At 54.5% G+C, this 24,552-nt stretch carries 21 protein-coding genes; 8 read left to right on the top strand and 13 right to left on the bottom strand.

Annotated features, from left to right (window positions below; genetic code table 11):
- The first annotated feature begins 81 nt into the window (after nucleotides 1-81).
- Nucleotides 82-309 (top strand): M24 family metallopeptidase, encoded by a 228-nt coding sequence (locus WEB54_RS07020; protein ID WP_368053838.1) that lies wholly within the window; start codon nucleotides 82-84, stop codon nucleotides 307-309.
- 9 nt (nucleotides 310-318) lie between these two features.
- On the opposite strand, the gene WEB54_RS07015 is transcribed toward WEB54_RS07020, so the two are convergent.
- Complete coding sequence (locus WEB54_RS07015) at nucleotides 319-1,707, bottom strand: enoyl-CoA hydratase/isomerase family protein (protein ID WP_368054496.1); 1,389 nt, start codon at nucleotides 1,705-1,707, stop codon at nucleotides 319-321.
- A gap of 230 nt (nucleotides 1,708-1,937) precedes the next feature.
- Between WEB54_RS07015 and WEB54_RS07010 the strand changes: the two genes are divergently transcribed.
- Together WEB54_RS07010 and WEB54_RS07005 are read left to right on the top strand one after the other, a co-directional pair.
- Nucleotides 1,938-3,095: a TAXI family TRAP transporter solute-binding subunit gene (locus tag WEB54_RS07010; protein WP_368053832.1), complete on the top strand. Its 1,158-nt coding sequence runs from the start codon at nucleotides 1,938-1,940 to the stop codon at nucleotides 3,093-3,095.
- Nucleotides 3,096-3,209: 114 nt separating this feature from the next.
- Nucleotides 3,210-5,231 carry a TRAP transporter permease gene (locus WEB54_RS07005; RefSeq protein WP_368054494.1) on the top strand — a complete coding sequence of 674 codons (2,022 nt, stop codon included), beginning with the start codon at nucleotides 3,210-3,212 and terminating at the stop codon, nucleotides 5,229-5,231.
- A 41-nt stretch (nucleotides 5,232-5,272) separates the two neighbouring features.
- On the opposite strand, the gene WEB54_RS07000 is transcribed toward WEB54_RS07005, so the two are convergent.
- The 3 genes from WEB54_RS07000 to WEB54_RS06990 form a co-directional block, all read right to left on the bottom strand.
- Nucleotides 5,273-6,058 carry an IclR family transcriptional regulator gene (locus WEB54_RS07000; protein ID WP_368053828.1) on the bottom strand — a complete coding sequence of 262 codons (786 nt, stop codon included), beginning with the start codon at nucleotides 6,056-6,058 and terminating at the stop codon, nucleotides 5,273-5,275.
- Nucleotides 6,059-6,263: 205 nt separating this feature from the next.
- Entirely contained in the window at nucleotides 6,264-7,469 is a 1,206-nt protein-coding gene (locus WEB54_RS06995; protein WP_368054492.1) for a 3-oxoadipyl-CoA thiolase, read from the bottom strand.
- Nucleotides 7,470-7,493: 24 nt separating this feature from the next.
- Nucleotides 7,494-9,035 carry a 3-hydroxyacyl-CoA dehydrogenase gene (locus WEB54_RS06990; RefSeq protein WP_368054490.1) on the bottom strand — a complete coding sequence of 514 codons (1,542 nt, stop codon included), beginning with the start codon at nucleotides 9,033-9,035 and terminating at the stop codon, nucleotides 7,494-7,496.
- A gap of 184 nt (nucleotides 9,036-9,219) precedes the next feature.
- Between WEB54_RS06990 and WEB54_RS06985 the strand changes: the two genes are divergently transcribed.
- From WEB54_RS06985 to WEB54_RS06975, 3 genes are read left to right on the top strand one after another with little or no spacing between them, the layout of a single operon-like run.
- Nucleotides 9,220-10,371, top strand: coding sequence for an acyl-CoA dehydrogenase family protein (locus WEB54_RS06985; RefSeq protein WP_368054488.1), 1,152 nt, complete (start codon nucleotides 9,220-9,222; stop codon nucleotides 10,369-10,371).
- Nucleotides 10,371-11,978 carry a class I adenylate-forming enzyme family protein gene (locus WEB54_RS06980; protein ID WP_368054486.1) on the top strand — a complete coding sequence of 536 codons (1,608 nt, stop codon included), beginning with the start codon at nucleotides 10,371-10,373 and terminating at the stop codon, nucleotides 11,976-11,978. Before WEB54_RS06985 ends, WEB54_RS06980 begins: the two co-directional genes overlap by 1 nt.
- Entirely contained in the window at nucleotides 11,975-12,385 is a 411-nt protein-coding gene (locus WEB54_RS06975) for a PaaI family thioesterase (protein ID WP_368054484.1), read from the top strand. Before WEB54_RS06980 ends, WEB54_RS06975 begins: the two co-directional genes overlap by 4 nt.
- Nucleotides 12,386-12,472: 87 nt before the next feature.
- Here WEB54_RS06975 and WEB54_RS06970 read toward each other — a convergent pair whose 3' ends face one another.
- On the bottom strand, nucleotides 12,473-12,691 hold the full coding sequence (locus WEB54_RS06970; RefSeq protein WP_368054482.1) for a hypothetical protein: 219 nt from the start codon (nucleotides 12,689-12,691) through the stop codon (nucleotides 12,473-12,475).
- Between the two features lie 84 nt (nucleotides 12,692-12,775).
- Complete coding sequence (locus WEB54_RS06965) at nucleotides 12,776-14,287, bottom strand: FMN-binding glutamate synthase family protein (RefSeq protein WP_368054480.1); 1,512 nt, start codon at nucleotides 14,285-14,287, stop codon at nucleotides 12,776-12,778.
- Between the two features lie 136 nt (nucleotides 14,288-14,423).
- Here WEB54_RS06965 and WEB54_RS06960 point away from each other — a divergent pair, with 136 nt between their 5' ends.
- Nucleotides 14,424-15,212, top strand: a complete 789-nt coding sequence (locus WEB54_RS06960) for an alpha/beta hydrolase family protein (protein WP_368054478.1) — start codon at nucleotides 14,424-14,426, stop codon at nucleotides 15,210-15,212.
- 40 nt (nucleotides 15,213-15,252) lie between these two features.
- Here the strand turns inward: WEB54_RS06960 and WEB54_RS06955 are convergent, their stop codons facing one another.
- The gene (locus WEB54_RS06955) at nucleotides 15,253-16,452 is read right to left on the bottom strand and encodes a multidrug effflux MFS transporter (protein WP_368054476.1); all 1,200 of its coding nucleotides are present in this window, start codon (nucleotides 16,450-16,452) and stop codon (nucleotides 15,253-15,255) included.
- Between the two features lie 211 nt (nucleotides 16,453-16,663).
- On the opposite strand from WEB54_RS06955, the gene pepQ reads away from it, so the two are divergent.
- On the top strand, nucleotides 16,664-17,968 hold the full coding sequence (gene pepQ, locus WEB54_RS06950; RefSeq protein ID WP_368054474.1) for a Xaa-Pro dipeptidase: 1,305 nt from the start codon (nucleotides 16,664-16,666) through the stop codon (nucleotides 17,966-17,968).
- A 209-nt stretch (nucleotides 17,969-18,177) separates the two neighbouring features.
- Here pepQ and WEB54_RS06945 read toward each other — a convergent pair whose 3' ends face one another.
- Genes WEB54_RS06945 through WEB54_RS06920 form a run of 6 tightly spaced genes read right to left on the bottom strand, consistent with a single transcriptional unit; the run spans nucleotide 18,178 to nucleotide 24,284 of the window.
- Entirely contained in the window at nucleotides 18,178-18,588 is a 411-nt protein-coding gene (locus tag WEB54_RS06945; protein WP_368054472.1) for a PilZ domain-containing protein, read from the bottom strand.
- Nucleotides 18,588-20,012 carry a PP2C family protein-serine/threonine phosphatase gene (locus WEB54_RS06940; RefSeq protein WP_368054470.1) on the bottom strand — a complete coding sequence of 475 codons (1,425 nt, stop codon included), beginning with the start codon at nucleotides 20,010-20,012 and terminating at the stop codon, nucleotides 18,588-18,590. Before WEB54_RS06940 ends, WEB54_RS06945 begins: the two co-directional genes overlap by 1 nt.
- Entirely contained in the window at nucleotides 20,009-21,448 is a 1,440-nt protein-coding gene (locus WEB54_RS06935; protein WP_368054468.1) for a hypothetical protein, read from the bottom strand. Before WEB54_RS06935 ends, WEB54_RS06940 begins: the two co-directional genes overlap by 4 nt.
- A complete protein-coding gene (locus WEB54_RS06930; protein ID WP_368054466.1) occupies nucleotides 21,432-21,824 on the bottom strand; it encodes a hypothetical protein in 393 nt (130 codons plus the stop codon). The genes WEB54_RS06935 and WEB54_RS06930 overlap by 17 nt, the downstream gene beginning before the upstream one ends.
- A gap of 1 nt (nucleotide 21,825) precedes the next feature.
- Nucleotides 21,826-22,338 carry a hypothetical protein gene (locus tag WEB54_RS06925; protein WP_368054464.1) on the bottom strand — a complete coding sequence of 171 codons (513 nt, stop codon included), beginning with the start codon at nucleotides 22,336-22,338 and terminating at the stop codon, nucleotides 21,826-21,828.
- Nucleotides 22,335-24,284: a putative bifunctional diguanylate cyclase/phosphodiesterase gene (locus tag WEB54_RS06920; protein WP_368054462.1), complete on the bottom strand. Its 1,950-nt coding sequence runs from the start codon at nucleotides 24,282-24,284 to the stop codon at nucleotides 22,335-22,337. Before WEB54_RS06920 ends, WEB54_RS06925 begins: the two co-directional genes overlap by 4 nt.
- Between the last annotated feature and the right edge of the window lie 268 nt (nucleotides 24,285-24,552).

The following is a 24,552-nucleotide window of genomic DNA, read 5'->3' as shown; positions in this document are numbered from 1 at the left end:
CGAGTTACATGATCAAGGGCGGCACGAATTACTGCATAGTCAGCGACCACCTCGGAAGGTAACGACCCGGCAAACCCCTTCCTGCGACTGACCCGAACCCTGGAAGAGGGCATGGTGATTACCATTGAACCCGGGCTGTATTTTATCCCAATCCTGTTGAACGAACTGATCCAGGCCGAGCCGCAGCATGGACTGAATTTGGAGCTGATCGAAACACTGAAACTATATGGCGGCATCCGGATCGAAGACAACGTGCTGGTGACCGCGACCGGTCACCGCAACCTGACGCGTGAGGCGTTTGGCGCGTGAGTGACCTGGCTATTTCGACAAAGTAGCCTGGTAATGTGGCCCGCCCAGATGCTGTGGGTAAGCCAGCGTTTCAATGGCTAAAACATCAATATCCGCCGGGCGATAACAGAGCCCGGCTTCTGCCGCAGATAAGGCGGCATTTTCCAGTGCTTTCCGGGGGTTGTCTGCGTTCACTTGGCTGGCGCACAGCGTATCGTAAAGGCTTCGCTCTTTACTGGGAATCACGGTGAAGCCCCCTGTCTTCAGAACGTTCATCAGCGCCTGTTGAACCTCTGGCTGTTGGTGATGATCGATCAGTTCAAGCATTGACGAGTCTGGAATGCTCAACAGGGTGAAAGCCTCTGTTGTGTCTGTAAGATCAGTGTTGGCATTCACCACCTTTACCACAACTGTCGTTGGCTCTTTGGCATCAGCCGCTTTCCGGATATGCACTTCGATGCCTGGGTTCGATGAGGATGATCTTAGAGCTAACGGGTGATGGGCCAGAGCGTTGAAAATTGAATGCTCACCCGACAGCACCAGGCGGATCAGCTTTATCTCAGCTTCACCACCCGGCACCTTGCCAATGGCTTTGCTGGCAAAGAAGTGATGGATCAGTCCGGCACGTTGTGGCGAATCCATGCACTGAAAAAACAGGTCCCGTTCGAAGCGAAGACCCTCGACCAGAGGTAGGGTGCAACTGGCTTGCAACGCCTCCAGTATGCGATAGGGTGAGTACAGGTTCGGGTGCTGTTTTTCCAATTGCTGACGAATGGCTTCGAGCGCAGGTGCATTGGAAGCGGGGTTGGGCAGTTCACCGGTTTTACGCAGCCTGAGGTCATCCGATTTCCAGCGCCGTGTGATCGCTGTCGCCACCGCTTCGCCAGACTCGGCGTCGGTAACTTCGTCGATGAGGCCTTCGGCCAGTGCGGTGGCGGCATCGACGGCAATACCCTTGGTAATCCACTCGGCGGCTGTCGCCAGTCCGGTAAGGCGCGGTAGCCGTTGAGTGCCACCGGCGCCCGGTAATAAACCGAGTTTAACCTCTGGCAGACCCAGCCGGATGTCGTTAAACGCCACCCGGTAATGACAGCCCAACGCCACTTCCAACCCGCCACCCAGCGCCACACCATGCAGAATGGCGATCACCGGTTTGGGACTGTTTTCCAGACGTGAAATAACATCCGGCAGAATAGGGGACTGGGGTGGTTTGCCAAACTCTTTGATGTCTGCCCCGGCAATGAACACCTTGCCCTTACCGAGCAAGGCAATCATCTCAATGGCCGGGTCTGCCTCAGCCTGGTCCAGTGCCTCAATTAGGCCAGCCCTTACCGACTGTGACAGAGCGTTGACCGGCGGGTTGTCGATTTCGATCAGGGCGGTGTTGCCCTGGCGGTTTAAGATAACGGTCTGACCCATTTGGAACCCTCATGGCGCACTGTGCGCAGTATGTCGAAAGCTTAGGGTGGTGAGCCAGGCTTCAATAGTCAATAACAACAAAAATCCTGACCGCACAGCGGAACACGCTCATTCCAGCTCAAAGTGGGCCAGGCATTGACAGGGGGAATGACCGGAGTCTAGGATAACCTTGCATGCGAAAGATAATTCCGCACAGCAAAACAAAAACAAGAAACCTCCAGGAGAGAACTATGAGACGTTTCGCTATACGCCTTGCTGTTGCCAGCTTGCCACTGTTATTTGGTGCGTCTGCCAGCATGGCATCCGAAGTTGAATTACCCTCTACCATGGCCTGGACGGCCTATGGCACCAATTCCAGTGGTTATGCCCAGGTCGTGGCGATTGGCAACATGCTCCAGTCCCAGTACGGAACCGCCGTTCGCATTCTCCCCGGCGATAACGATGTCTCGCGCATGACACCACTGAAGACCGGTCGGGTTGATCTGTGTGCCTGTGGTATTGCCAGTTATTACGGCGCCGAAGGGGTGCTGATGTTTGCCGATCGCGACTGGGGTCCCCAGCCAATTCGTCTGATCACCACGTCCAAGGCGTCGTTTGGTTTGTCCGTTGCTGTCGCGGGTGACCTTGGCGTTGAAACACCGGCTGACCTGAGAGGCAAGCGGGTGGCGTATATTCGCGGTGACGATGCTCTGAACAAAGGCACCGAAGCCTACCTTGCGTTTGGCGGACTGACCTGGGACGACGTAGAACGGGTAGACTTTCCAGGCTATGCACGCTCCTTTGACGGGATTATTGCGGGTAATGTTGACGCCTCTTTCACCACCTCGGTAACTCCGCCTGCCCAGCAGTTGGCAAGCAGTCCTCGCGGTATCAGCTGGCCGGTGCTGGATCCGAACGACGCCGAAGGCTGGGAACGGATGAGCAGGGTTGCACCTTACTTTCAGCCTCATCAGGTGACAGCGGGTGCCGGTGGCATCAGCGCAGATAACCCGGTTCCGAGTGCCAGCTATCCGTACCCGATCATCATTGGCAATGAGACGCTGAATGATGATGTGGCTTACAGCCTAATCAAAGCGATGCAGGAGAAGTATGATGCCTACAAAGATTCGGCACCGGGCGCCAATGGTTATGCACTGGAGAACCAGAATTTGAAGTGGGTGATTCCTTTCCATGAAGGTGTGGTTCGTTACTACAAAGAAGAGGGTGTCTGGAACGACGACCTGCAAGCCCATCAGGATTATCTGGTGCGTCGGCAAAACCTGATTCTGAATGCCTGGGACGATTTTATCGACAATGCCCCGAGCGATAACGATGCCTTTACCCAGGCCTGGATGCAGGCACGGGCCGAAGCGTTGAACGCAGCGGATATGGACCTGGTATTCGAATAACAGCAAGGCCTGACGACCAGCAAGCGAGTGCCTGAATAGTGCACACACAGTGGCCTGTTCAGGACTCGCTTGATGTATTGCTGGCTCGCACTCTCTATTTTACTGGTAACTGTTATGATAACCAATGCACAGGCTGATCCGGCCAACACTGTCGAGCCAGATCCGGAAAAACCAGACCCGGAAAAGACAACTCGTATTCGACAACTGCCCCGGCCCCTGGTCTGGTTGCCAGCCGCCGTTACCAGCTTATTGTTGCTGATGACGCTCGACTACCTGTTTAACTTTGGCTGGTTCCTGTTTGTCTCCAGCCTGGAAACCCAGTTTTATTACTCGGTAGTGGCACTGCTGCTGCCCCTGGTGTTTTTGCTCTGGCCGGCCTCAGCATCGCTGTCATCAAAACCGGTTCCCTGGTATGACTACGGGTTGAGTGGTTTAACGCTGATTACCGTCGCCTACTTTGTGATCCATGCCGAGCCTATTCTGGAGCGAGGCTGGGCGTTTGCGGCACCTGATCTGGCTATCTATTTCAGCTATCTGTTCTGGGTGCTGATTCTTGAAGCGGCTCGCCGCGCGGGCGGCTGGCCGATCGCAATGATTGCTGCGACCTTTTCACTTTACCCACTGGTTGCGGACATCATGCCCGGGCCCATTCAGGCCTTCTCCAGTTCGCTTGAGCACACGGCCATGTATCACACCATGAGCACCGAGAGTGTCATGGGGATTCCGCTCCAGGCCTTCGCCGGTCTGGTGATCGGGTTCCTGGTGTTTGGCGTGGTGCTGCAGAAAACCGGTGGTGGAGAGTTCTTTATTAACCTCGCCTTTTCCTTGCTGGGTCACGTTCGCGGGGGCCCTGCCAAAGTGTCCATTTTTTCCAGTGGCCTGATGGGCTCAATGAGTGGCAGTGTGATCAGCAACGTGTTGACCACCGGCGTTATGACCATACCGGCGATGCGGCGCATCGGCATAAAACGTTCCTTCGCCGGGGGTGTCGAGGCCTGTGCGTCTACCGGCGGCGTGCTGATGCCACCGGTGATGGGCGCAACGGCCTTTGTGATGGCGATGTTTTTGAACGTGCCCTATTCGGCGGTGGTGGTGGCTGCCATCATTCCCTCTGCACTGTATTTTTTGGGGCTCTTCATTCAGATCGATGCCTATTCAGCTCGAAATGGCCTTGAAGGCCTGCCAAAAGAAGAGCTACCGACGTTGAAGGCCACCCTGAAAGAAGGCTGGTATTTCATTTTTGTTTTTGCCCTGCTGGTCTGGATGCTGCTGGTCATGCAACGCGAAGCCGTAGCACCTTTCTATGCGACAGCCTTGCTACTGGTGCTGAACCAGTTTTCGAAAAAGCATCGCTGGGGGTGGAAACAGGCCTATATGGCGCTGACGGATTCGGCCAAGTTGTTTGCTGAACTGACGGCTATTCTGGTTGGCGTCGGCTTACTGGTCGGTGCACTTTCAATCACCGGTTTGTCCGGCACCATCGCAAATGACTTTATCTTTCTAGCCGGCGGCAGTGTGTTGTTGCTGTTGTTAATGGGGGCGTTGACCAGTTTCGTGCTGGGCATCGGCATGACGGTTACCGCCGCCTATATATTTCTGGCGGTAGCGCTGGCCCCGGCACTGACGCGTGGCGCTGGCCTGGACCCCATGGCGGTGCACCTGTTCATCCTCTATTGGGGCATGCTGAGCTTTATCACACCACCGGTCGCACTGGGTGCCTTTGCAGCCGCAACGATCGCCGGTGCTCGACCCATGGAAACCGGACTGCAGGCGATGAAGCTGGGCAGTGTTATTTACTTCATTCCCTTTCTCTTTGTATTGAACCCGGCGCTTATCATGCAAGGAGGGCCGCTGGAAATAGCCATCGTCTTTGTGCAGGCAGTGGTGGGAATCATTTTCTTTGCATCAGCGATGCAGGGCTACATGATCGGGATTGGTCGACTGGGATACGGATTTGTTCAGGAGACGGTTATCAGAGGGCTGATCCTACTAGCGGGGCTTGCACTGGCCTTACCCGGTGGCGGTGAATTGATTCCGCTGACGCATCTGCAACTGTTAATGATATCAGCCATTTTTCTACTGCCTGCGCTTGGCTTGGCGCGTTGGTGCCATGGCAGACAGTTGGCCATTCAATAGCACCGAACAGGTAGCCTCCCACTTGGAGGCTCCCTGTTCGACTAACCGTGTTTCAATTCATCCTGAATGGTGGTGGCCAGTCGCTTCAATCGCGGCCCCAGTTTTTCCACCAGAATTTTATGCGTCAGTCGCAATGACGCACCTCCGCAATTTATGGCCATGACCTCAGAGCCACCTTCCAGAATTAACGGCACCGCGACGGCGCTGATTTCGCGTTCCCAGTCGCCTTCGGAAAACACAAAGCCGTAACGCTGATAATCACCCAGGCTTTTTTTAATGACACCTTGAGCAGCTTGCCATTGTTTCGGATCAGCCGTTTTAAGCTGCTCCAGAAAAGCCGCGCGCTTTTGCTCACTGATGCCACACAACCAGGCCCGGCCAATGGCCGTGCTCACCACAGGCAAGCGCGAACCAGCCTCCAGGCGCATCACCAGCGGGCCTGTTCCCTGGCACACTTCCACGTAGGTAATGGCATTGCGGTCGACGTCGCCTAACGCAATGGCACAGTCCGTCGAGTTGGCCAGCTCCTGCATATAGGGCCGAGCCAGCTGACGAATGCCATGACTGGCAAAAAACCGATACCCCAGCGCCAGTACACCCGGGCCGAGCTGGTATTTTTCAAGATGACTATTGAATTTCAGATAACCCAGTTGGGTGAGTGTGTAAGTGAGGCGAGACACACTGGGTTTGGGGATGCCGGTGCGTTTGGAAAGCTCACCGTTACCCAGATAGGTTTCACCCGCTTCAAAGGCACGCAGTAATTCAAGCCCGCGGGCCAGGGCAGTGACAAAATTGCGATCTTTTTCTTCGGGTTGATCGTCATGCATGTGAAGGCATCACTCTATAGTTTTAAATTTAAGTTTTGGAGTTCGCTGAATTGACGAGCGACGGTTACCGGGCGCACCCCTGTGGGGTAGTCCGCAGCATGGATGCTGCGGCCTAGGCTCCATGGATGGATCTACGCCGACCCCACAGGGGTGCGCCCGGTGACCGTTGCGGTCCATTGCCTCCCCAAACAACGTTTCGGAGACATTAGCGGCAGCGTTCGATGATGACCGCTATGCCCTGGCCGACACCTATGCACATCGTTACCAGTGCGTATCGTGTTTGCTGTGCTTCCAATTGGCGCAAGGCCGTTAACGCAAGCCGTGCACCGGAAGCCCCGAGCGGGTGGCCAATGGCAATAGCACCGCCGTTGGCATTCAGACGTGCATCGTCAAAGGCCAGGCCCAATTGCTGTGCGCAGCCCATAACTTGAACCGCGAAGGCTTCGTTGATTTCGATGACGTCGATATCCTTCAGTGACAGACCGGCCAGCGCCAGGGCCTTGCGTGAAGCGGGTACCGGGCCTAAACCCATGACTCTCGGTTCAACACCGGCGACTGCACAACTGACGATTCGCCCCCGGGGTTTGATACCGGCGTCCTGACCAGCTTTCTCGCTGCCAAGAATCAGTGCCGCCGCACCGTCGTTGATGCCGGATGCATTGCCAGCGGTAACGACGCCATCGTTGAACAACGGCGGCAGTTTTGCCAGTTTTTCAGCGGTGCTTTCCGGACGTGGATGTTCGTCTGCCGTGACCTTGAGCGGGGGCTGTTTGCGGCCCTGGGGTACCTCGACTTCAAGCATTTCACCGGTATAGAACCCTCTATCCAGTGCCTGCTGGTAGAGCCCCTGAGAGCGTGCGGCAAAGGCATCTGCCTGGTCGCGGGGCAGATTCATGTCAGCGGCAATGTTATCTGCCGTTTCCGGCATGCTGTGGCTGCCAAACTGTTCCTGGATGCGCGGGTTGGCGAAACGAGCACCAATGACGGTGTCAAACATCGCCTGGTTACGCGCGTAAGGGCTTTCGGCCTTGGCCAGTACATAGGGTGCGCGGCTCATGCTTTCGACGCCACCGGCGATGTACAGGCCGCCTTCCTCGCAGCGAATAGCACGGGATACATCCATTACCGCCGCGAGGCCGCTGCCGCAGAGCCGGTTCACGGTTTGCCCGGCGACCGATACCGGCAGGCCCGATAGCAGCCCAGCATGGCGGGCTACGTTGCGTGAGTCTTCACCGGCCTGATTGGTGCAGCCGGCCACCACATCTTCAAAATGCTCTGGCGTGAACGGGTTGCGTTCCACCAGGGTGCGGATCGCCAGGCTAAGCAGATCATCCGGTCGCACCCCGGCCAGTTGGCCACCAAAGCGACCAAAGGGCGTGCGGATTCCGTCGTAAATATAGGCGTCTTGCATGGAGTACCTCGGTCGGGTTGGCAATCAGAGTTCTTCGGCGGTGAGGGGCAAACCCAGTAACGCCCGGCGACGCAGCCAGGGGCTGGGGCGGTAGCGCGGGTCTCCGCTGGTGCTCTGCAGGTTGTTCAGGATCTCCAGAATTCTGGCTGGCCCATAGTGATCGCCCAGGGCCAGCGGGCCTTTTGGATAGCCCAGACCCAGCTCTACGGCACGGTTAATGGTGTCAGGTTTGGCGATGCCCTGTTGGGCGATATCACAGCCGATATTGACGATACAGGCGATGATGCGTTGCAACACAAAGCCCTGGCTGTCTTTCAGGCGCGTCACGGCCGTGCCATCCTCACTGAACAGAGTCAGGGCGGCCTTAATAAAGTCAGTTTCAGTGGCCGGGCTGGTCATTATGCTGCGGCGTTTTTCAAGGCCCGCGAGCATGTCGATACCCAGCGTGCGAGCCGGTGGCAGGCCCTGGCGCAATGCGCACCCGGCGATGTCTTCGCCCCAGGGGGTGACCAGGCACAGGGCATTCGGTTCATCGGCTGAGCTTGCCAGTGGCCAGTTGGCCGATTCAACCAGTTCGGTCAGCACCGCATGGCTGGCTTCATCTTCCGGGCTGATCCAGACCGGGCAGGGCGCTGTGCGCTCAACCGGTTGCTCTTCCGGCATGATTTGCTGGCCATCCCGGTATTCATAAAAGCCCGCTTTGGTCTTGCGACCAAGCAGCCCGGCGCTGACCCGTGTCTGGATCAACTGAGCAGGACGGTAGCGTGGCTCCTGATAGTACTGGTGATAGATGGATTCCATCACAGCGCTGGAGACATCAAGGCCGGTCAGATCCATCAGGGTAAAGGGGCCCATTTTGAACCCGCCCTGGTCGGTCATGATCCGATCGATATCGGCACAGCTGGCAGTGCCCTCGGTCAGAATACGCAATGCCTCGGTGCCAAAGGCCCGGCCGGCATGGTTCACCAGAAACCCCGGTGTATCTGTTGTCAGGGCTGTGAAGTGACCAAGCTGTTGCCCCAGCTGAGTCATGCGCTCGACCACCGCTGGTGCTGTTTTTACGCCAGGTATAACCTCCACAATTTTCATCAGCGGCACTGGGTTGAAAAAGTGGAAACCGATAATCTGTTCCGGCCGGGCGCAGCCCGACGCAATGTCTGTTACCGACAGCGAAGACGTGTTCGTCGCCAGTATGGCGTTCTCAGAAATCAGGTTTTCAAGCTCTACAAACAGACGTTGTTTTACCTCAACTTTTTCGACAATGGCTTCGACGATGACGTCGCAATCAGCCAGATCAGCCAGGTCGGAGCCGGGGATCAGACTGGCCAGTAATCTGGTCTGGTCGTTTTCCGTTAGTTTGTTTTTACTGACTTTCTTCTCCCAGAGCCCGGCAACAAAGTCGATGGCGGCCTCTGTTGCGTCGGGGTTCTGGTCATAAAGCTTCACTTCAAGCCCGGCTTCGGCGGCGATCTGCGCGATGCCCCGACCCATGGCGCCGGTTCCGACAATGCCCATACGCTTGAACGAAAGGGGCGCCTGGGCAGAGGTGGGGCTTTGGCTCGACATACAGGTGTTTCCTCTATTCATTGTTTTTATTCGCTGGTCAGAACGGGTTTTGGTGCCGTTGAGAAAAACTGGAGTCTAATGATTGACTGCCATCCTAGGCTATGTAAAAGTTCGACGCAATATATGCGGAAGAAGATACCGCATGGCGGAATAACAAAAACCAAGTCGGCGGAGCATAGCGATCATGATCAGAGATCAGGAAACACTGGACCAGATACTGGGCACACTGAAAAAGTTTGTGCGCGAGCGTCTGATACCCAATGAAACGGTATTGGCCGAGACAGATCAGGTGCCCGCCGATATTCTGCAGGAAATGAAAGACATTGGACTGTTTGGCCTGGCGATTCCCGAGGCCTATGGTGGTCTGGGCATGACCATGGAAGAAGAAGTGCTGATCGCCATGGAAATCGGCCAGACCTCCCCCGCGTTCCGCTCCATTTTCGGCACTAACAATGGCATTGGCGCCCAGGGTATTCTGATTGACGGTACCGACCAGCAGAAAGAACAGTATGTGCCACGCATGGCTACTGGCGAGATCATCAGTGCCTTCTGCCTGACCGAGCCCGACTCCGGCTCCGACGCCGCCAGCTTGAAGACCACCGCCATACTCGATGGTGATCACTATGTGCTGAACGGCACCAAGCGGTACATCACCAACGGACCGGAAGCCGACCTGTTCACCGTAATGGCCCGAACCGACCCTGCAAATAAGGGCGCCGGTGGTATATCGGCCTTTATTGTTGAAGCCAATACACCGGGGCTGTCGCGCGGTGCGATCGATAAAAAAATGGGGCAAAAAGGTTCCCATACCTGCGACATTATTTTTGAAGATTGCCGGGTTCCGGCGGCCAATATTATTGGCCTGAAAGAGGGGCAGGGGTTCAAAACGGCCATGAAAGTACTCGACCGGGGGCGACTGCACATATCGGCCGTCTGCGTCGGCGTCGCGACCCGGCTGATCGAGGAGTCTCTGCGTTACGCCATGGAACGAAAGCAGTTTGGCGTACCACTTTCAGACCAGCAGTTGGTGCAGGCCATGTTGGCCGACTGCAAAACCGAAACCTACGCGGCCCAGTGCATGGTGCTTGATGGCGCGAGACGCAAAGACGCCGGCGAAAATGTGTCCACCCTGGCCTCCTGCAGTAAGCTGTTCTGTTCGGAAATGGTCGGCCGGGTGGCTGATCGCGCCGTGCAGATTCACGGTGGTGCCGGCTATATGGCCGAATACGCGGTAGAACGGTTCTACCGGGACGTCCGCCTGTTTCGCATCTACGAAGGCACCAGTCAGATACAGCAACTAGTGATCGCCCGGAACATGGTGCGGGATGCCAACTGATGGGTTGGACGACACCCCGCCAGGCACCCGATGAACTGATTTTCGGCCGCCGGGCCAGTGAGTTGGTGGCGGAATTACCGGATCGACTCAGTACCCGAATTCACGACAATGCCCGGCGCTTTCCCGACCAGCCAGCGTTGATCGACGGGGCAGTACGTTGGAGCTATCGGGATCTGTCGGCACAGATCACAGCGGCAACCGGCTGGTTGGCAGAGCAGGGCATTCGCCCGGGTGATCGTGTCATGGCTGTCAGTGAGAACTCCCGGGCGCTGGTGGTCTTGCTGCTCGCTACTACTGAAATGGATGCCAGTCTGGCCATTGTTAACCCCCGTTTATCGGCCCGCGAAGTGGATGCCATTGCTGCCGACTGTGAACCCCGGCGGGTTTTCTACACATCGGGCGTTTCCGCAGAAGCTGCACAACACGCCAGGCGTCATAATGCGGAACCTTACACGCACAACAGTCTTGGCGAACTGATGATCAGCGCTCTGCATGAGGCAGAGCCCGACCCCGTTTACGCCGAAGGGCATCGTCAGCTGGCCGCTCTGATTTATACGTCGGGCACCACCGGTCGACCCAAGGGGGTAATGCTCAGCCATCGCGGTATTCTCTACATCGCCTCCATCTCCGGTGGCATGCGACACCTCACCGAAGGCCAACGCGTCTACGGCGTTTTGCCGATGTCGCATGTGTTTGGTTTATCGTCAGTATGTATGGGCTCACTCTACAACGGCGCTTGTTTGTACACGGTACCGAGGTTCACCCCGGATGCCCTGCTTGAAGCGCTGGAGCACGAAGCGGTTACCGTACTGCAGGGCGTGCCAGCCATGTACGCCAAAACACTGGAGCATCTGCGTACCGCTCAGCGCCCACTGAATACAGATTCGCTGGTCTATATCTCGGCTGGCGGTTCGCCGCTTGATCTGGAAACCAAGCAGCGCGTTGAAGCTGTGTTCAAATTAACGCTGCACAATGGTTACGGCCTCACCGAAGCCAGCCCGACCATCAGCCAGACCCGCATCGATGAACAGCCAGCAGACACTACCGTTGGCAAGGTGTTGCCCCTGCTGGAATATCGGCTGCAACCGATGGCTGACAGTGCCAGACAAGAGGATGCTGCACAGGAAACCACCCCGGGGGAACTCTGGGTGCGCGGCCCGAATGTGATGCTCGGGTATTATCGTCAGCCAGAGGCTACCGCCGCTTGCCTGACGTCAGAGGGTTGGCTGAATACCGGCGACATTGCCCGGGTAAACGAACAGGGCCAGCTGTACATTGTCAGTCGCAGCAAGGAACTGATCATCCGATCCGGGTTCAATATCTATCCACCGGACATAGAGGCCGTGCTTAACCGGCATCCAGCGGTCATCATGTCGGCGGTGGTCGGGCGCCAGGTGGCGGGCAATGAAGAAGTGATCGCCTATGTTCAGTGCGATCCGGGCGCAATGGTGACTGAGCAGACTCTGCATGAATTTGTACATGACAAGCTGGCGCCCTACAAACGCCCCGGCAAGATCCATATCATGGAGCAGCTACCGGCGACGGCGACGGGTAAAATTCTGAAAGGCCGGCTGCGGGATCTGGCCAATAACGAGGGTGATGCATGAAGCAACAGCAAACGTATTCCGGTTACCAGGCCTTGCTGGGTTGGGTGGTCAGGGAGCAACAACCGGAGCAGGTCACCATAGAGTTGCCGCTGACGGAGCATCACCTGAACCGCAGCGATTATGTGCACGGCGGGGTCCTGGCCTCGTTGCTGGACACGGCGATGAGCTTTGCCGGGCTATACAGCCCCGACCCCAGCGAAGTGCGCAAAGCCGTTACCCTGTCGATGACAACGACCTTCGTCAGCCCGGCACGCGAAGGAACGCTGACCGTGATTGGCCGCCTGCGCGGCGGCGGTCGCAAAACCTTTATGTCGAGCGGCGAGGTGTTCGATGATGAAGGCACCCTGATTGCGTTTGGCGAAGGGACCTTTCGGCTTCGTTCCGGTAGTGAAAACGAGACTCCCTGACTTAAAAAGCGAGGTCACTTTACGTGCAGCGCGCCCGGCCAGTGCAGCGCTGACTCACCCTATATGAGAGGGTGACTCCCCTTCATATCAACAGTAAACGAGGGTCGGCCTGGCTGCGTGCATAATCATTGAGAAAACGGTTTCGGGAAAGCGTGACCGCATTGTATCGGCCACGAGGCGCAGGGCAATGGCTGGCTCATGGGCAAACAGTTCGTTGAAGTAGCGCCGGTTCTTTAAGCCGGTGAGTGAGTCTTCACAGAACATCATTTCCAGTTTTTCCCTCAGTATCAGGCTGGACAGATCCACACCCACTTTCTCCATCGCCTGATAACTTGACAGGGTGTCTGTCCGAACTGTTGTTCGGTGCCGGTGCTATTGCTTCTCTGGCGGTTACCTGACTGTATGGAGGGGTATTCGGTTCTGGTAAAAATGGTCCAGTGGCGCCGACAAACCACTGTCGGTAACCATGCGCACGTGTTTGCGTTCCAAATCTGAAGGGCCGGGAACGCCACAGGAATGGGCGATCATCTCCAAAAAATAGACCATTTGATGGTGATAATGCGCGACTCGAGCTGCTTTATCCGCCGGGACCAGGCCGCGCTGCAATTGGGGGTCGTGAGTCGTTACTCCCGTTGGGCAGGTGTTTCTGTTGCATTGCAACGCCTGAATGCAGCCCAGCGAGAACATGAACCCCCGTGCCGACACAACGTAGTCCGCCCCGGTTGCCAGCGCCCAGGCTACTTTACTCGGTACCATCAGTTTGCCTGAAGCGACGATCCGGATGCGATCGCGCAGGCCACTGGCGATGAGCTGGTCAACCAGCCACGGCAGGCTCTCCTTGATCGGCAACCCCACGTAATCCATCAGGGGCTGCGGCGCGGCACCGGTACCGCCGTCGGCACTGTCGAGGGTGATAAAGTCCGGTGCGCATTCAGCGCCACGCTGTCGGATCAGTTCAAACAGGTCCACCAGCCAGTCGGTATCTCCCAGCACACATTTGAAGCCGACGGGCTTGCCGGTGACTTCACGAATCCGGTGAATCATCGCCAGCAAATCGTCATTGGAGGTAATGTCCAAATGCCGGTTCGGACTGATTGAATCATGACCCACGGGTATGCCCCGAATTCTGGCTATTTGCTCGGTGACTTTATCGCCAGGCAGAATGCCACCCTTGCCAGGCTTGGCTCCCTGGCTCAGTTTGATTTCAAACATCCGAATCTGATCGTGAGCGGCCAGGGCTTGCAGCTTGTCGTCACTGAGTTCGCCAGCCAGATCCCGGGCTCCGTATTTCGCGGTTCCCAGCTGAAACACCAGGTCGCAGCCACCTTCAAGGTGAAACGGCGACAAGCCCCCCTCGCCAGTGTTCATCCAGCACCCGGCCGTTTTTGCACCTTTGGACAATGCTTGAACGGCGGGTTTTGACAAGGCGCCAAAGCTCATGCCTGAAATATTGAAGAAGGATTGGGGTTCATAGGGGTGGCGGCAATGCGGCCCAAGGCGTTTGGGTTGCCAGTGGGTCGCCGTATCGCTCAGGGTGGGAAAGGCCGAGTTCATGAACATCACTGTACCGGTCGGATCCAGTGAGCGGGTGGAGCCGAAGGCAGTGGTATTGTCAAGGTCTTTGGCGGCTCGATAAACCCAACTGCGCTCAGCCCGATTAAACGGCAATTCTTCGCGATCCATAGCGAAAAAATACTGTCGGAAGAACTCACCCATGTACTCAAAGAAATAACGAAACCGACCAATGACCGGATAATTGCGGCGAATGCTGTGCTTGCTCTGGTTACGGTCGATCAGGTAAAGAATGGCGACGGTCACCAGGCCTGCCGCCAGCGCCAGAACAATCAGCAACCCCACCGCTGCCAGTGTGATCAAACCCAGGTTCATCAGATTATTGCTCATTCATGGTCCTCTGTTTTTCGTTTTCCGCTTGAACTGTCAGCGTAACAAATTTTAACCGGGTGGGCGCGAATGGCCGCAGTCGGCGGCGAATGTGGTAGGGTGTTTTCATTTTCCAATCTTCAATACGGGAGTGACCATGTCGCGCAGCAAAGTAGAGTTCACTAACCGGGATGGGCACACCCTGACGGGCTCTCTGGAACAGCCGGATTCAGGGCCAATTCGGGTAATGGCGCTGTTTGCGCACTGCTTCACCTGTGGCAAGGATGTCGTGGCCGCTACCCGAATAGCCAGTGAACTGGCCGGACAGGGCATTGCGGTCTTTCGCTTCGATTTCACGGGTTTGGGCGGCAGTGACGGTGACTTCGGCAATACCAATTTCACCTCCAACGTCGAAGATCTGATCGATGCTGCCGACTTTCTGGGTAAACAATACCAGGCGCCGAAACTGCTGATTGGCCACAGCCTGGGCGGTGCAGCCGCGTTGGTGGCGGCCTCCCGGCTGGAGTCTATAGAGGCAGTGGTCACCATTGCCGCCCCCTCAACCCCGGCGCATGTACAGCATCTCTTTGCAGATCAGCACTGCGATATCACTCTATATGGCCAGGCTGAAGTTGATATTGGCGGGCGGCACTTCAACATTCGGGCGCAATTGCTGGCAGACCTTGAAGACTGGTCGTCGCGCAATCTCGTGGCTAGCCTGCGTAAACCGCTGCTGATCTTTCATTCGCCGGTCGATGCGGTAGTACCCGTCAGCGAAGCCGCCGAGCTTTATCAGGCGGCCATGCATCCAAAGAGTTTCGTGTCACTCGATAACGCCGACCATCTACTGTCAAAGCGGGCCGATTCCGACTATGTAGCGGCGACCCTGGCGGCCTGGGCAAGCCGGTATCTGGAATTTGGCGAGGAAGAAATCCCGCAGATTTGATCCTTGTGTGATTCTTGCGTAAGACGTAGAGGCCTTCTGGTTACACGATCGCTGTTCGGCGAATCCGCGCGGCGAAGCCCCAGCCAAAGACGGCCACGGCAACGCCACAAAACCAGATTCCCAATGCCATCGGCAGCGGTGATCCGTCCATGGCCTGGCCCAGCCACAATCCGACCAGAAACGAGACGATAACCATAACCAGACTGCTCAGTGCCGAGGCCGCTCCCGCTGCATGTGGAAAGGGGCCCATAACACCACTCTGAGCGCAGGGCTGATTGATGCCATGACCCACCATGAACAGATAAAAAGGCAGCAACAACGCCCAGAGCGACTCATAACCTAGCACAACTAACAGTATCATCATCGAGCTGCCAATCAGTGCACAGGCACCTCCCACCACGACTGTGCGCTGAATGCTGATACGCAACAGAAGGCGGCGGCACAGCAGCGTGCCAGCAATGTAAGACACCGACATAAAGAACATAATAATGCCGTAGTGGGTCGCCGACAGACCCAAGTATTCGATAAACACAAACGAAGAGGAGGCGAGAAACACAAAGAGACCTCCATAGGTAGCTGCCTGTAATAGCGCATACGACCAGAAGGTGTGATGCGTCAGAATCCCGCGCCAGGTACGCAGCAGACGGCTGGGCCGCAGTGACTGTGTGCGGGGTTCACGAAGCGTTTCATCCAGTCGCAGGGCAATCAGCGACAAGACGGCAAAACTGAACAGCGCCAGAAACACAAAGGTGAACTGCCAGCCGTAAAACGCCGTCAGCAAGGCACCCAGCGGCGCTGAAATGCAGGCCAGAATGCCTAGGCCCGACAGACCCCGACTGAGCATGCGAGCCGCCTGAACCGGATCATCAAACAGGTCACGTACCAGCGCCCTGGCGCACATCACGGCTGCCCCCATGGCAATGCCCTGCACGATACGCCAGCCGATTAACCAGGACATCGCCGGGGCGAAGGCGGCCCCCACAGCCGACAGCGCGTACAGTGCCAGCCCAACCAGCAATACTGGCCGTCGGCCATAGCGGTCAGAAACCGGTCCCCAAATCAGTTGTGATGCACCAAAGGCCAGTAGCATGGCTGATAAAGTGAGCTGGGAGTGGGCAACAGTGGTCTCAAATGATGCCGTAATAAACGGCAGCGCTGGCAGATATAAATCAGTGGTAAACGGTTGCAAACCCAGCAATAACGTCAGGATCAGAATAAGAAAGGCGGGGTTTACGGGCATACAACAATCCTGGCCGGTTTGGGTTAGCGGGCCCGCACTATATCGCATAAAACGGGCAGGTCGCTGGAACGCTGCTGCCTGTTTCGGTGTACGACGCACATGATCTGTGTACCATACCTGAAAAGCCCGGGGCAAAACCCGAGCTCCGGAAGATAACTGGCAGAAAAGTGCCTTACTCCAGCTCAATGGCCAGCGAGCCTCGGGAGATACCATGAACACACAACGCTACAGCCGCCATCTGGCCACTCTGATGGAACGTTTTGAACGCGCCCTGTCGCAAACTGGTTTCGACCAGGTGGTGATCAGTGCAGGCAGCCTGGTTATTGTCGCCGAAGACGACCGGGCCTACCCCTACACGCCCCGTGCCTATGCTCAGCAATGGCTACCGTACGATGTCTTGCCGGACACCTTCATCATCTTCAAGCCCGGCGAGAAGCCGCGCCTGCTGTGGCCCGCCCGTCAGGATTTCTGGCATATCTCGCCGACCGAGCCGAGTGGCGACTGGACCGGCATGTGGCATCTGCAACCGGCTGAAAGCCTGGACGATTGGCTGCCAGCACTGACCGGGCGCACTGCCTGGATTGGTCCGGAGCATCCGGCTCTTGAACAGCACGCTAAGTCAGTCGAGCTAAACCCAACCGCTCTGAAATCCATATTGGCGTATGACCGGGCCTATAAAACCGAGTTTGAAGTCGATTGCCTGGCTGAGGCGAATGTGTGCGCTGTACGCGGGCACCGGGCGGCACGTGATGCGTTTTTGGGAGGTCAGTCTGAAGCCGGTGTGTATCGGGATTATTTGGCAGCTAGTGGTCAGCTTGAGAGTACAGAACCCTACAGCGGCATTATCGCGCTGAATGAATCGGCAGCAACTTTACATTATGAACGGCGCTCCTTTGAGACGCCGTCGCAGCACCGAACGCTATTGATCGATGCCGGTGCCAAGGTGAATGGTTATGCCAGTGATATTACCCGTACGCACACCACAGATACCGGTCGTTTCGCCGACCTGCTGGCAGGTGTCGACGCACTGCAACAGGACATCAACGCCGCCATCAAACCCGGCGTGAAAATGACCGACCTGCATCGCAAAACCCAGGCCGGTGTTGCGCAGCTATTGCTTGACCACAAGATTTGCAGTCTCGGCGTCGAAGAACAACTGAGCAAGAAAATTCCCCAGGCGTTCTACCCGCATGGATTGGGTCATTTACTGGGGCTGCACGTTCACGACGTGGCCGGGCATCAGCAAAGCCCCGAAGGTGAAGTACGTAGCGACCCGGATAACCCTTTCCTGCGGTTAACCCGCACTCTGGAAGAAGGCATGGTGATTACCATTGAGCCTGGTTTGTATTTTATTCCGATGTTGCTGAACAAACTGATCGAAGCCGAGCCACTGCATGGGCTGGATTTGGATCTGATCGAACAGCTGAAACCTTACGGCGGCATTCGGATTGAAGACAATGTGCTGGTGACCGCAACCGGCCACCGTAACCTGACCCGCGAGGCGTTCGACGTTTAAGCGGGGTAGTGACCTACCGGGTTACTTAGGCAGGGTAGCCTGGAAATAGGGTCCGCCGAGATGCTTTTGGGTAGCCCGGGGTTTCAATGGTCAGCACATCGATATCCGCTCGCCGCCAATATAGGCATCGATCACTTCCATGAAACCGGCGAATCGGGAAATTGAAGAATGAACTGATTAGGACACGACGCAGGGTTGAAAATTACTGTTCACTTCCTATCGAAAAACAACGGATCAGTAGGTCGGTTCCTCACATTGGGGTCGGGTTCGTCTTCCGAATTCATCTCTTGAAACCGAGTCATGAGTTTCTCTATCAATACCCGTGACGTCTCCGGAACGTGTTCTAAGTAAACGCCGATACCGTAATCGCCTTTCGTCTGGCCGGGCTCACACCAGCGAACGACAGCCTCAAAATTCACGCTGCCCTCTCCCATGACGTTCTGAGGCAACTCTACCTGCAAGTGCAAAAGGGTATTCAGGGGCTGGGGTTCATGAACGATAAGCATCATGCCTTCCGGGTTTACATTTACCAGTTGACCAATAAACGTTTTGTTCTTTCCGGACACATGCGCTCTCAGGCGATAGATGAATTTGGTGCGTTTGTGTTTGCGTTGCGGCATCAGGCTTTCTCCAGTTGGTAATCCGACTCAAAAACCTGGTTACTATTTTCCGTTAGGCTGGAATCTTCATCAGTCTTGCATAAGATCAGGAGAGTCATATCGTCGTTTTGGTCGTTCTGATATGCGTGAACGTGAGTTTGAATACGTTCGGCCAATAAAGTTGGCCCATGAGTGACATATCGAGCGAAAAGATGCTCTAGCTGATCCTGTCCGAACATCTCTCCCTGTGTGTTAGTAGCCTCGGTCAGGCCATCGGTAAACAGCAAAATTATATCGTCTTTGTTGATGCTGATCCGCAGTGGCGTTTGCAGTCCCTTTAAACTGTCAATTATGCCCAGCCAGGTACCTGAGGTGGGTATCACTTCAACGCTACGAGTGGCCGCGCGGTAAACTATGATGTCCTGATGGTGGCCCGCCACATCGATAGTATCTGCGCCCAGTTTCAGAATTGACATAGTCATATAATGGTCGGAATCCATGCGAGAGACGTTCTCCCGAAGGGCGCCGTTGATAGTTTCCAGGGCATGTTCTGGGCTGCAGTCCGGATCTGTTTTCAGCACAGTCTGCAAACTGGTCTGAACCATCATCATGATAAGGCCGGCACTGAGTCCGTGTCCGGCGACATCGCCAATGGCGACATAGCGTGCACCGGAGGATGTTTCCACCACCTCGTAGTAGTCGCCGCCCACTTCCAGCGCTGGTGCCATACTGGCCGCGATGTCATAGCCGGGAATACACAGTTGTTTGGGTAGCAGAGACATCTGGATGTCCTTTGCCAGTTCCATTTCCCCCCACAGCGAATCCCGGGCCTGCTTTAGCTTAACGAGAAGAGAGAATTCATTGGCGATCAGGCGGTAGCGCAGTTCGTTAATAGCCACGGCAATGATTCCTGCACTAACCAGAAAAAATAGATTATTGGCTAGTAATGCAGGGTCGAACGATTGGCTCCAACGGAAGTTAAAGCCTAGATACATGGCTACAATCACGGCGGCATTGATAGCCGTGTGTTTGCCACGCCAGGGTAGAAGCAGGCTAACACCGATAATAACAAGCATAAGGCCAGCGTAATACCCATGATTGAACCCACCGAGCGCCACTGTCATCATTGCGATTACCGCCCCCACTTGCAACGAAGCAAAGTAGCCATGCAGGTAGGAAAAGTGACTGGCTTTGGTATTACGAATGATTAGATATTGTCCCAGAGCCAGTGCCGTTGACACACTGCGATATACCGCAAATTGTGGAATCAGGGCTGCAGGCAACATGATCATGTCGAGTAAGAAAAATAGCGGCACCAGACAGAACGCCAGCAGGGTGACGGTGCGCAACCATTTATGTACCAGGTCGGTCTGGTAGAGGTCGAAGTCATTGCGAACGACTGCCTCGGATACCTCGGTATCATCTTTACGTCTTTTTAAACTCAATGGTCAGTTTTCCTTATTCTTAGCAACATCTGAATGCCGGTGTCATCATAATCTATCCAGGCGTCCATGCCTTTGAGCCCTTCAGTGAGGGCAAGAAAGTCTTCTTCAGTGCGATAGTAAAGTGGCCAGTCCATCCAGTAGTCCATGTAATAACGGGTCGGGTTGTTAACATGAAAGTTGCCGATTACCATTTCACCGCCTGGCAACAACAAGGCGTAAAGCTTCTTGAGTACTGCTGCTGCGACTGGTGGCGTGAGGTAGTCGAATAGGCCCATGGAATAGATGAAATGAAAATCCCCCCAACGGGATTTCAGTACCCTGGTTGCTAGCAGGGTGCGTACCGATTCCTGGATCATGTCCACTGATACGGGTTGATCGAATCGCGTCTCAATAGCTTTCACTGTGGCCGCAGCTTCCATCAACGCGAGCTGATCCTGGTCCAGCAGAGAGCAATGCAAACGTTGGCAGTCGGCTGCTGTTGCAAACAGATCGTTGAGCTCCATAGCCGGACCACAAGCAACTGATAGCAGTTTAATGCGTCCACTCACTGAGTCTGATAACCGGTCCACCATTTCGCGGGCCAGCTGTGGCACCAGTTTTCGTCGGTTACGCACAGCTTGAGCTGCCGGGGCGTCAACCGAGTAGAAGTGCATGAGTTTGCCAAAGGTGGATGCGCCTTCGTAGCCATGGCGATAGCACATCTGCATCATCTCGGAGTCGCCGACGTAGCCGCGAGGTTTGAGATTGGTTCTGGATATAACTGGGGCGGAGAGTAATGCGCCCCAGATCTGCTTTCGCAGATAGTACCCGTGGTGCCCGTACTGATCGCTGGATAGGTTGGAGATGGCTTCTGGTAAATGTCTGACATAGGTGTCCAGACAAGCAGTGAGTTCTGGCCCCATGCTCTCGATAATCCCCTGCTGTATGATTTCCATGACAGCTGAGGGCTCATGCATGTACTCTTCATCCAAACGATCAAAAAGATTCTGATACACGCTGAGGTCATACGACAGGTCTGACGCATACTCTTTGAATAGTGGATCCAGATTCTTTTTGTAGCCTAGCACCAGCGGTAGATTGCGCCCGGCGTTATCCAGCAGATCGACGCGTTTTTTAAAAAGCAGTTTCTCAAAGTCCACTATTCCTTTCAGAGAAACCAACCTAAGTTCAACCCCGTCGGATGTGTGGTGCTGATAAACCTGGCAGTTTCCGGTTTCCACCCGGTCTTCCTCTGACAAACATATAGTTAGCGCATCATAACGACCAATGGCGATTTCCGGCTTGGCGGGCAGCGCTATAACAGTTAACGAATATTTCGACGCGAACAGCAGACGTACCGGAATTGCCTGCTCTTTAAGGAACAGTTCGCCTGACATATCTGCTGGAATGTCTGCCACTGGTTCAACGGTCTCGTGGCTCTCAGTGTCTAACGTCATCACTTTCACCATCTATTGATATACGTCCGTCGACTGTTTTGAAAATTGTCATGGCGGAAAAGGATGTTTCCTGCCATTTTTCATTACCGTTGTAGAGCACGGCAAGGTGTGCTTTGCCGGTGCGTGCCTTTTCAAGCACCTTGATAACCGGCGCAAACGATGACGAATTCATGTAAGACACGGGTCGAAAGTCCAGTACAAGTCGTTTATCTGCGGAAACGGCCTCTTCCAGCGATGCCTTGAAAATTGGCAATAAGGTGTCCATCGAATCCCGAATGATACTCTTTCCGGAAAGGTTCAATATTACTTCATCGTCTGAAGTTTGCTTGTCAATTTTTAAGGTGCCGTCACTGAATACTTCGACTGAATGCGTCATTTCAAGCGTCCTCGCTGGTTTCAGCGGTTTTTTTGGAGGAGTTGAGAATGGCTATAGCCGAAACGCTCAACCTGTTTTCTTCAAGAATAAAATCGATAATAGCGCGCCCCTCATAGGCAATGCGCACCAGTCCCAAACAACTTTTACTGTCGCTTAAAGGCTCCCGGGCTATCTGCCGGATGCGCTCCAAAAACGCTTGATACGGATCATGAATGCCGCGAATCCATTGCAGGGTGTGATCCAGTCGCTTTAAGCTGGGGATTTGATTATGGTCAATTTGATTATCGACCCGAATTTGAATATCGGTGCCGGTTATGGTTACCGCTACCTCGATATATGCGTCATCCTGGCCGTATTTGATAGCATTTTCCATGAGCTCGGTTATTACCATGGTAAATGTATCCACTTCTCCTTTTGACAATGATGTATCGCTCAAAAAATCCCGTGTACGAATATTGATGTGATCAATTTCACTCCAATTTGATGTAACATTGAACGTCAATTCTCCTTTCATAATGAGGTACTCCCGGTTGTGCTCTCCAAGGAAAAAGCACGATTTTTTATTTTCTCTTCAATGCCCTCTGCCGGTAAGGGTTTATAGTAGAGGTAACCTTGTATGTACCTGCAGCCGTTATCTATTAAAAATTTTAGTTGTTCCTCGTTTTCAATGCCTTCGGCCACGACCTCTAATTTAATAGCCCGTGCCAAGTTCATGATGGATGCGACAATGGCGCAGGTGATGTCACTATCTGGGATGTCATCTACAAAACTTTTATCGATTTTTATTCGGTCAACTGGCAGGTGCTTGAGGTAAGACAACGACGCATATTTTGTGCCAAAGTCATCTATAGACACTCGGATGCCCATGGCTCTCAACCGTCTCAGTGCATCGGTGACCGTCTCCCGCCCTTCAACCCAGAGCGCTTCGCTCAATTCCAAGTCTAGACGTTCGGCAGGAAAACCAGTTTCTGAGAGTATTTTCTTGACCAGGGAGACAAATGACCGGTCATGCAACTGATAAGCCGAAACATTGACACTCATGATTCCAGTATCAATGCCTTGGGCGAGCCACTGGGCACCCTGCCGGCAGGCCGTTCTGAGGATATACTCTCCCAATTGCCGTATCATTCCTGACTCCTCAGCAACAGGAATGAAAATTTCAGGGCTGATTATTCCCTCAACCGGGGACTCCCAGCGTGCGAGCACTTCGAGTCCGTTCAGTGTATTTGTATTGGTGTCTAATATGCCCTGGTAGTAAGCTTTTATCTCGCCGTCTTCCAAGGCCCTTCTTAGTTTTGCCTGGAATGTCAGCCGACCGGTTGCCATTTCTGTTGTGGCCGAGCTGACAAGCTTGTACCCGTTCTTACCATCCTGTTTGGCTTCATACAGAACACTGTCCAGCAGGCGAAGTAGAGTGTCACTGTCTTGGTCATTAGAGTAGGCAGAAATTCCAATACTGGCAGTGAGGAAGATCTCCTGGTCGTGAAAAAATACCGGTGCGGATATTGTTTTAAGAATATGTTCCGCTATTACTTCCGCACTGTCGATTTTATTGAGATGGCGAAGTAGTACTAGAAATTCGTCGCCGCCCATACGAGCAACTGTGTCGCTGACGCGCATTACGCTAGCTATGCGGTGGGCCATTAATTGCAGCATTTCATCACCTGCAATATGCCCAAGGTGATCATTTACCAGCTTAAAACCATCCAAATCAATCAACATGACAGCGATACACTCTCCGCTGCGGTTTGCCGACAATATTGCCTGTTGGAGGCGGTCGTGGAACAAACGACGATTGGGTAAACCCGTTAGCATGTCGAAATGCGCCATATGAACCAGTTGTTTTTCGGCTTCTTTCTGTAACGTAATGTCAGTGATTACCGCTGTAAAATGAGTTGTTTCTTCCTCAGCGTTTTTAATGACGGAAATTGACAACGACTCGGCGAAGCGAGACCCGTCTTTTCGCGTCCCCCAGAGCTCACCTTGCCATGCATCTTCCCGTGCCAGCGCTTCGTTGAGTTGTCGTAGGAGTTCGGGTGCTTGCTCTTCGGTATTGATGAATGCAGCCGTTTCGCCCAGTATTTCACCTGGGCTAAAACCGGTAATTCGGGAATAGGCTGGATTCACATCAATAACGCGCATCTCGGCGTCCATGATTAGTATCCCTTCAGTTGCAGACTCAAACACCTTGGCGTTGAGTTCAACTTTCTGCTCTATCTGCTTTTGAACAGTGACGTCCATGCCGAATATATAAATCAGGGCCTGATCAGCTACCGGGAGAAACAATAATGAGATATTGATCATCCCGGTGGTCAGTTGACGCTCCAGCGTTTCACTTGATTGGCCTGCCGCTATTGCAGTCGTTCGCCAGGGGTCGGGTATTGTTTCACCCACACTTACCCCCCAATGTTGCATGATGAGCCAACTGCCTTGGTTGGCGTCAAGCAACTTCGCATTCATGTCTAGGACCAAGACAGGGCAGGGGTTAGTCTGGGCTCGGGCAACCAGTGTGTCTGGCTGGCTAGAAGGTAGCACTGCGGTATTTCGGATATCCATTGCCTATCACCACATACTCCGATTGGCTGCTCACCCCTAGGTCGCTTCTCGAAGGAAAGCGTGGGGACACTGCTTGTTTATAGAATACAACTTATCACTGGTCAAATGTTTTGATGCAAAACTATTTAATGAGGGGTGAAAAATTGACTGTTTGTTCCTAATCTTTACTTAG

Origin of the sequence: Saccharospirillum sp., assembly GCF_040881935.1 — a bacterium.
Lineage (GTDB): Bacteria > Pseudomonadota > Gammaproteobacteria > Pseudomonadales > Natronospirillaceae > Saccharospirillum.
The sequence above is the reverse complement of the archived record's forward strand: the minus strand, read 5'-3'. Positions and strand labels throughout refer to the sequence as shown.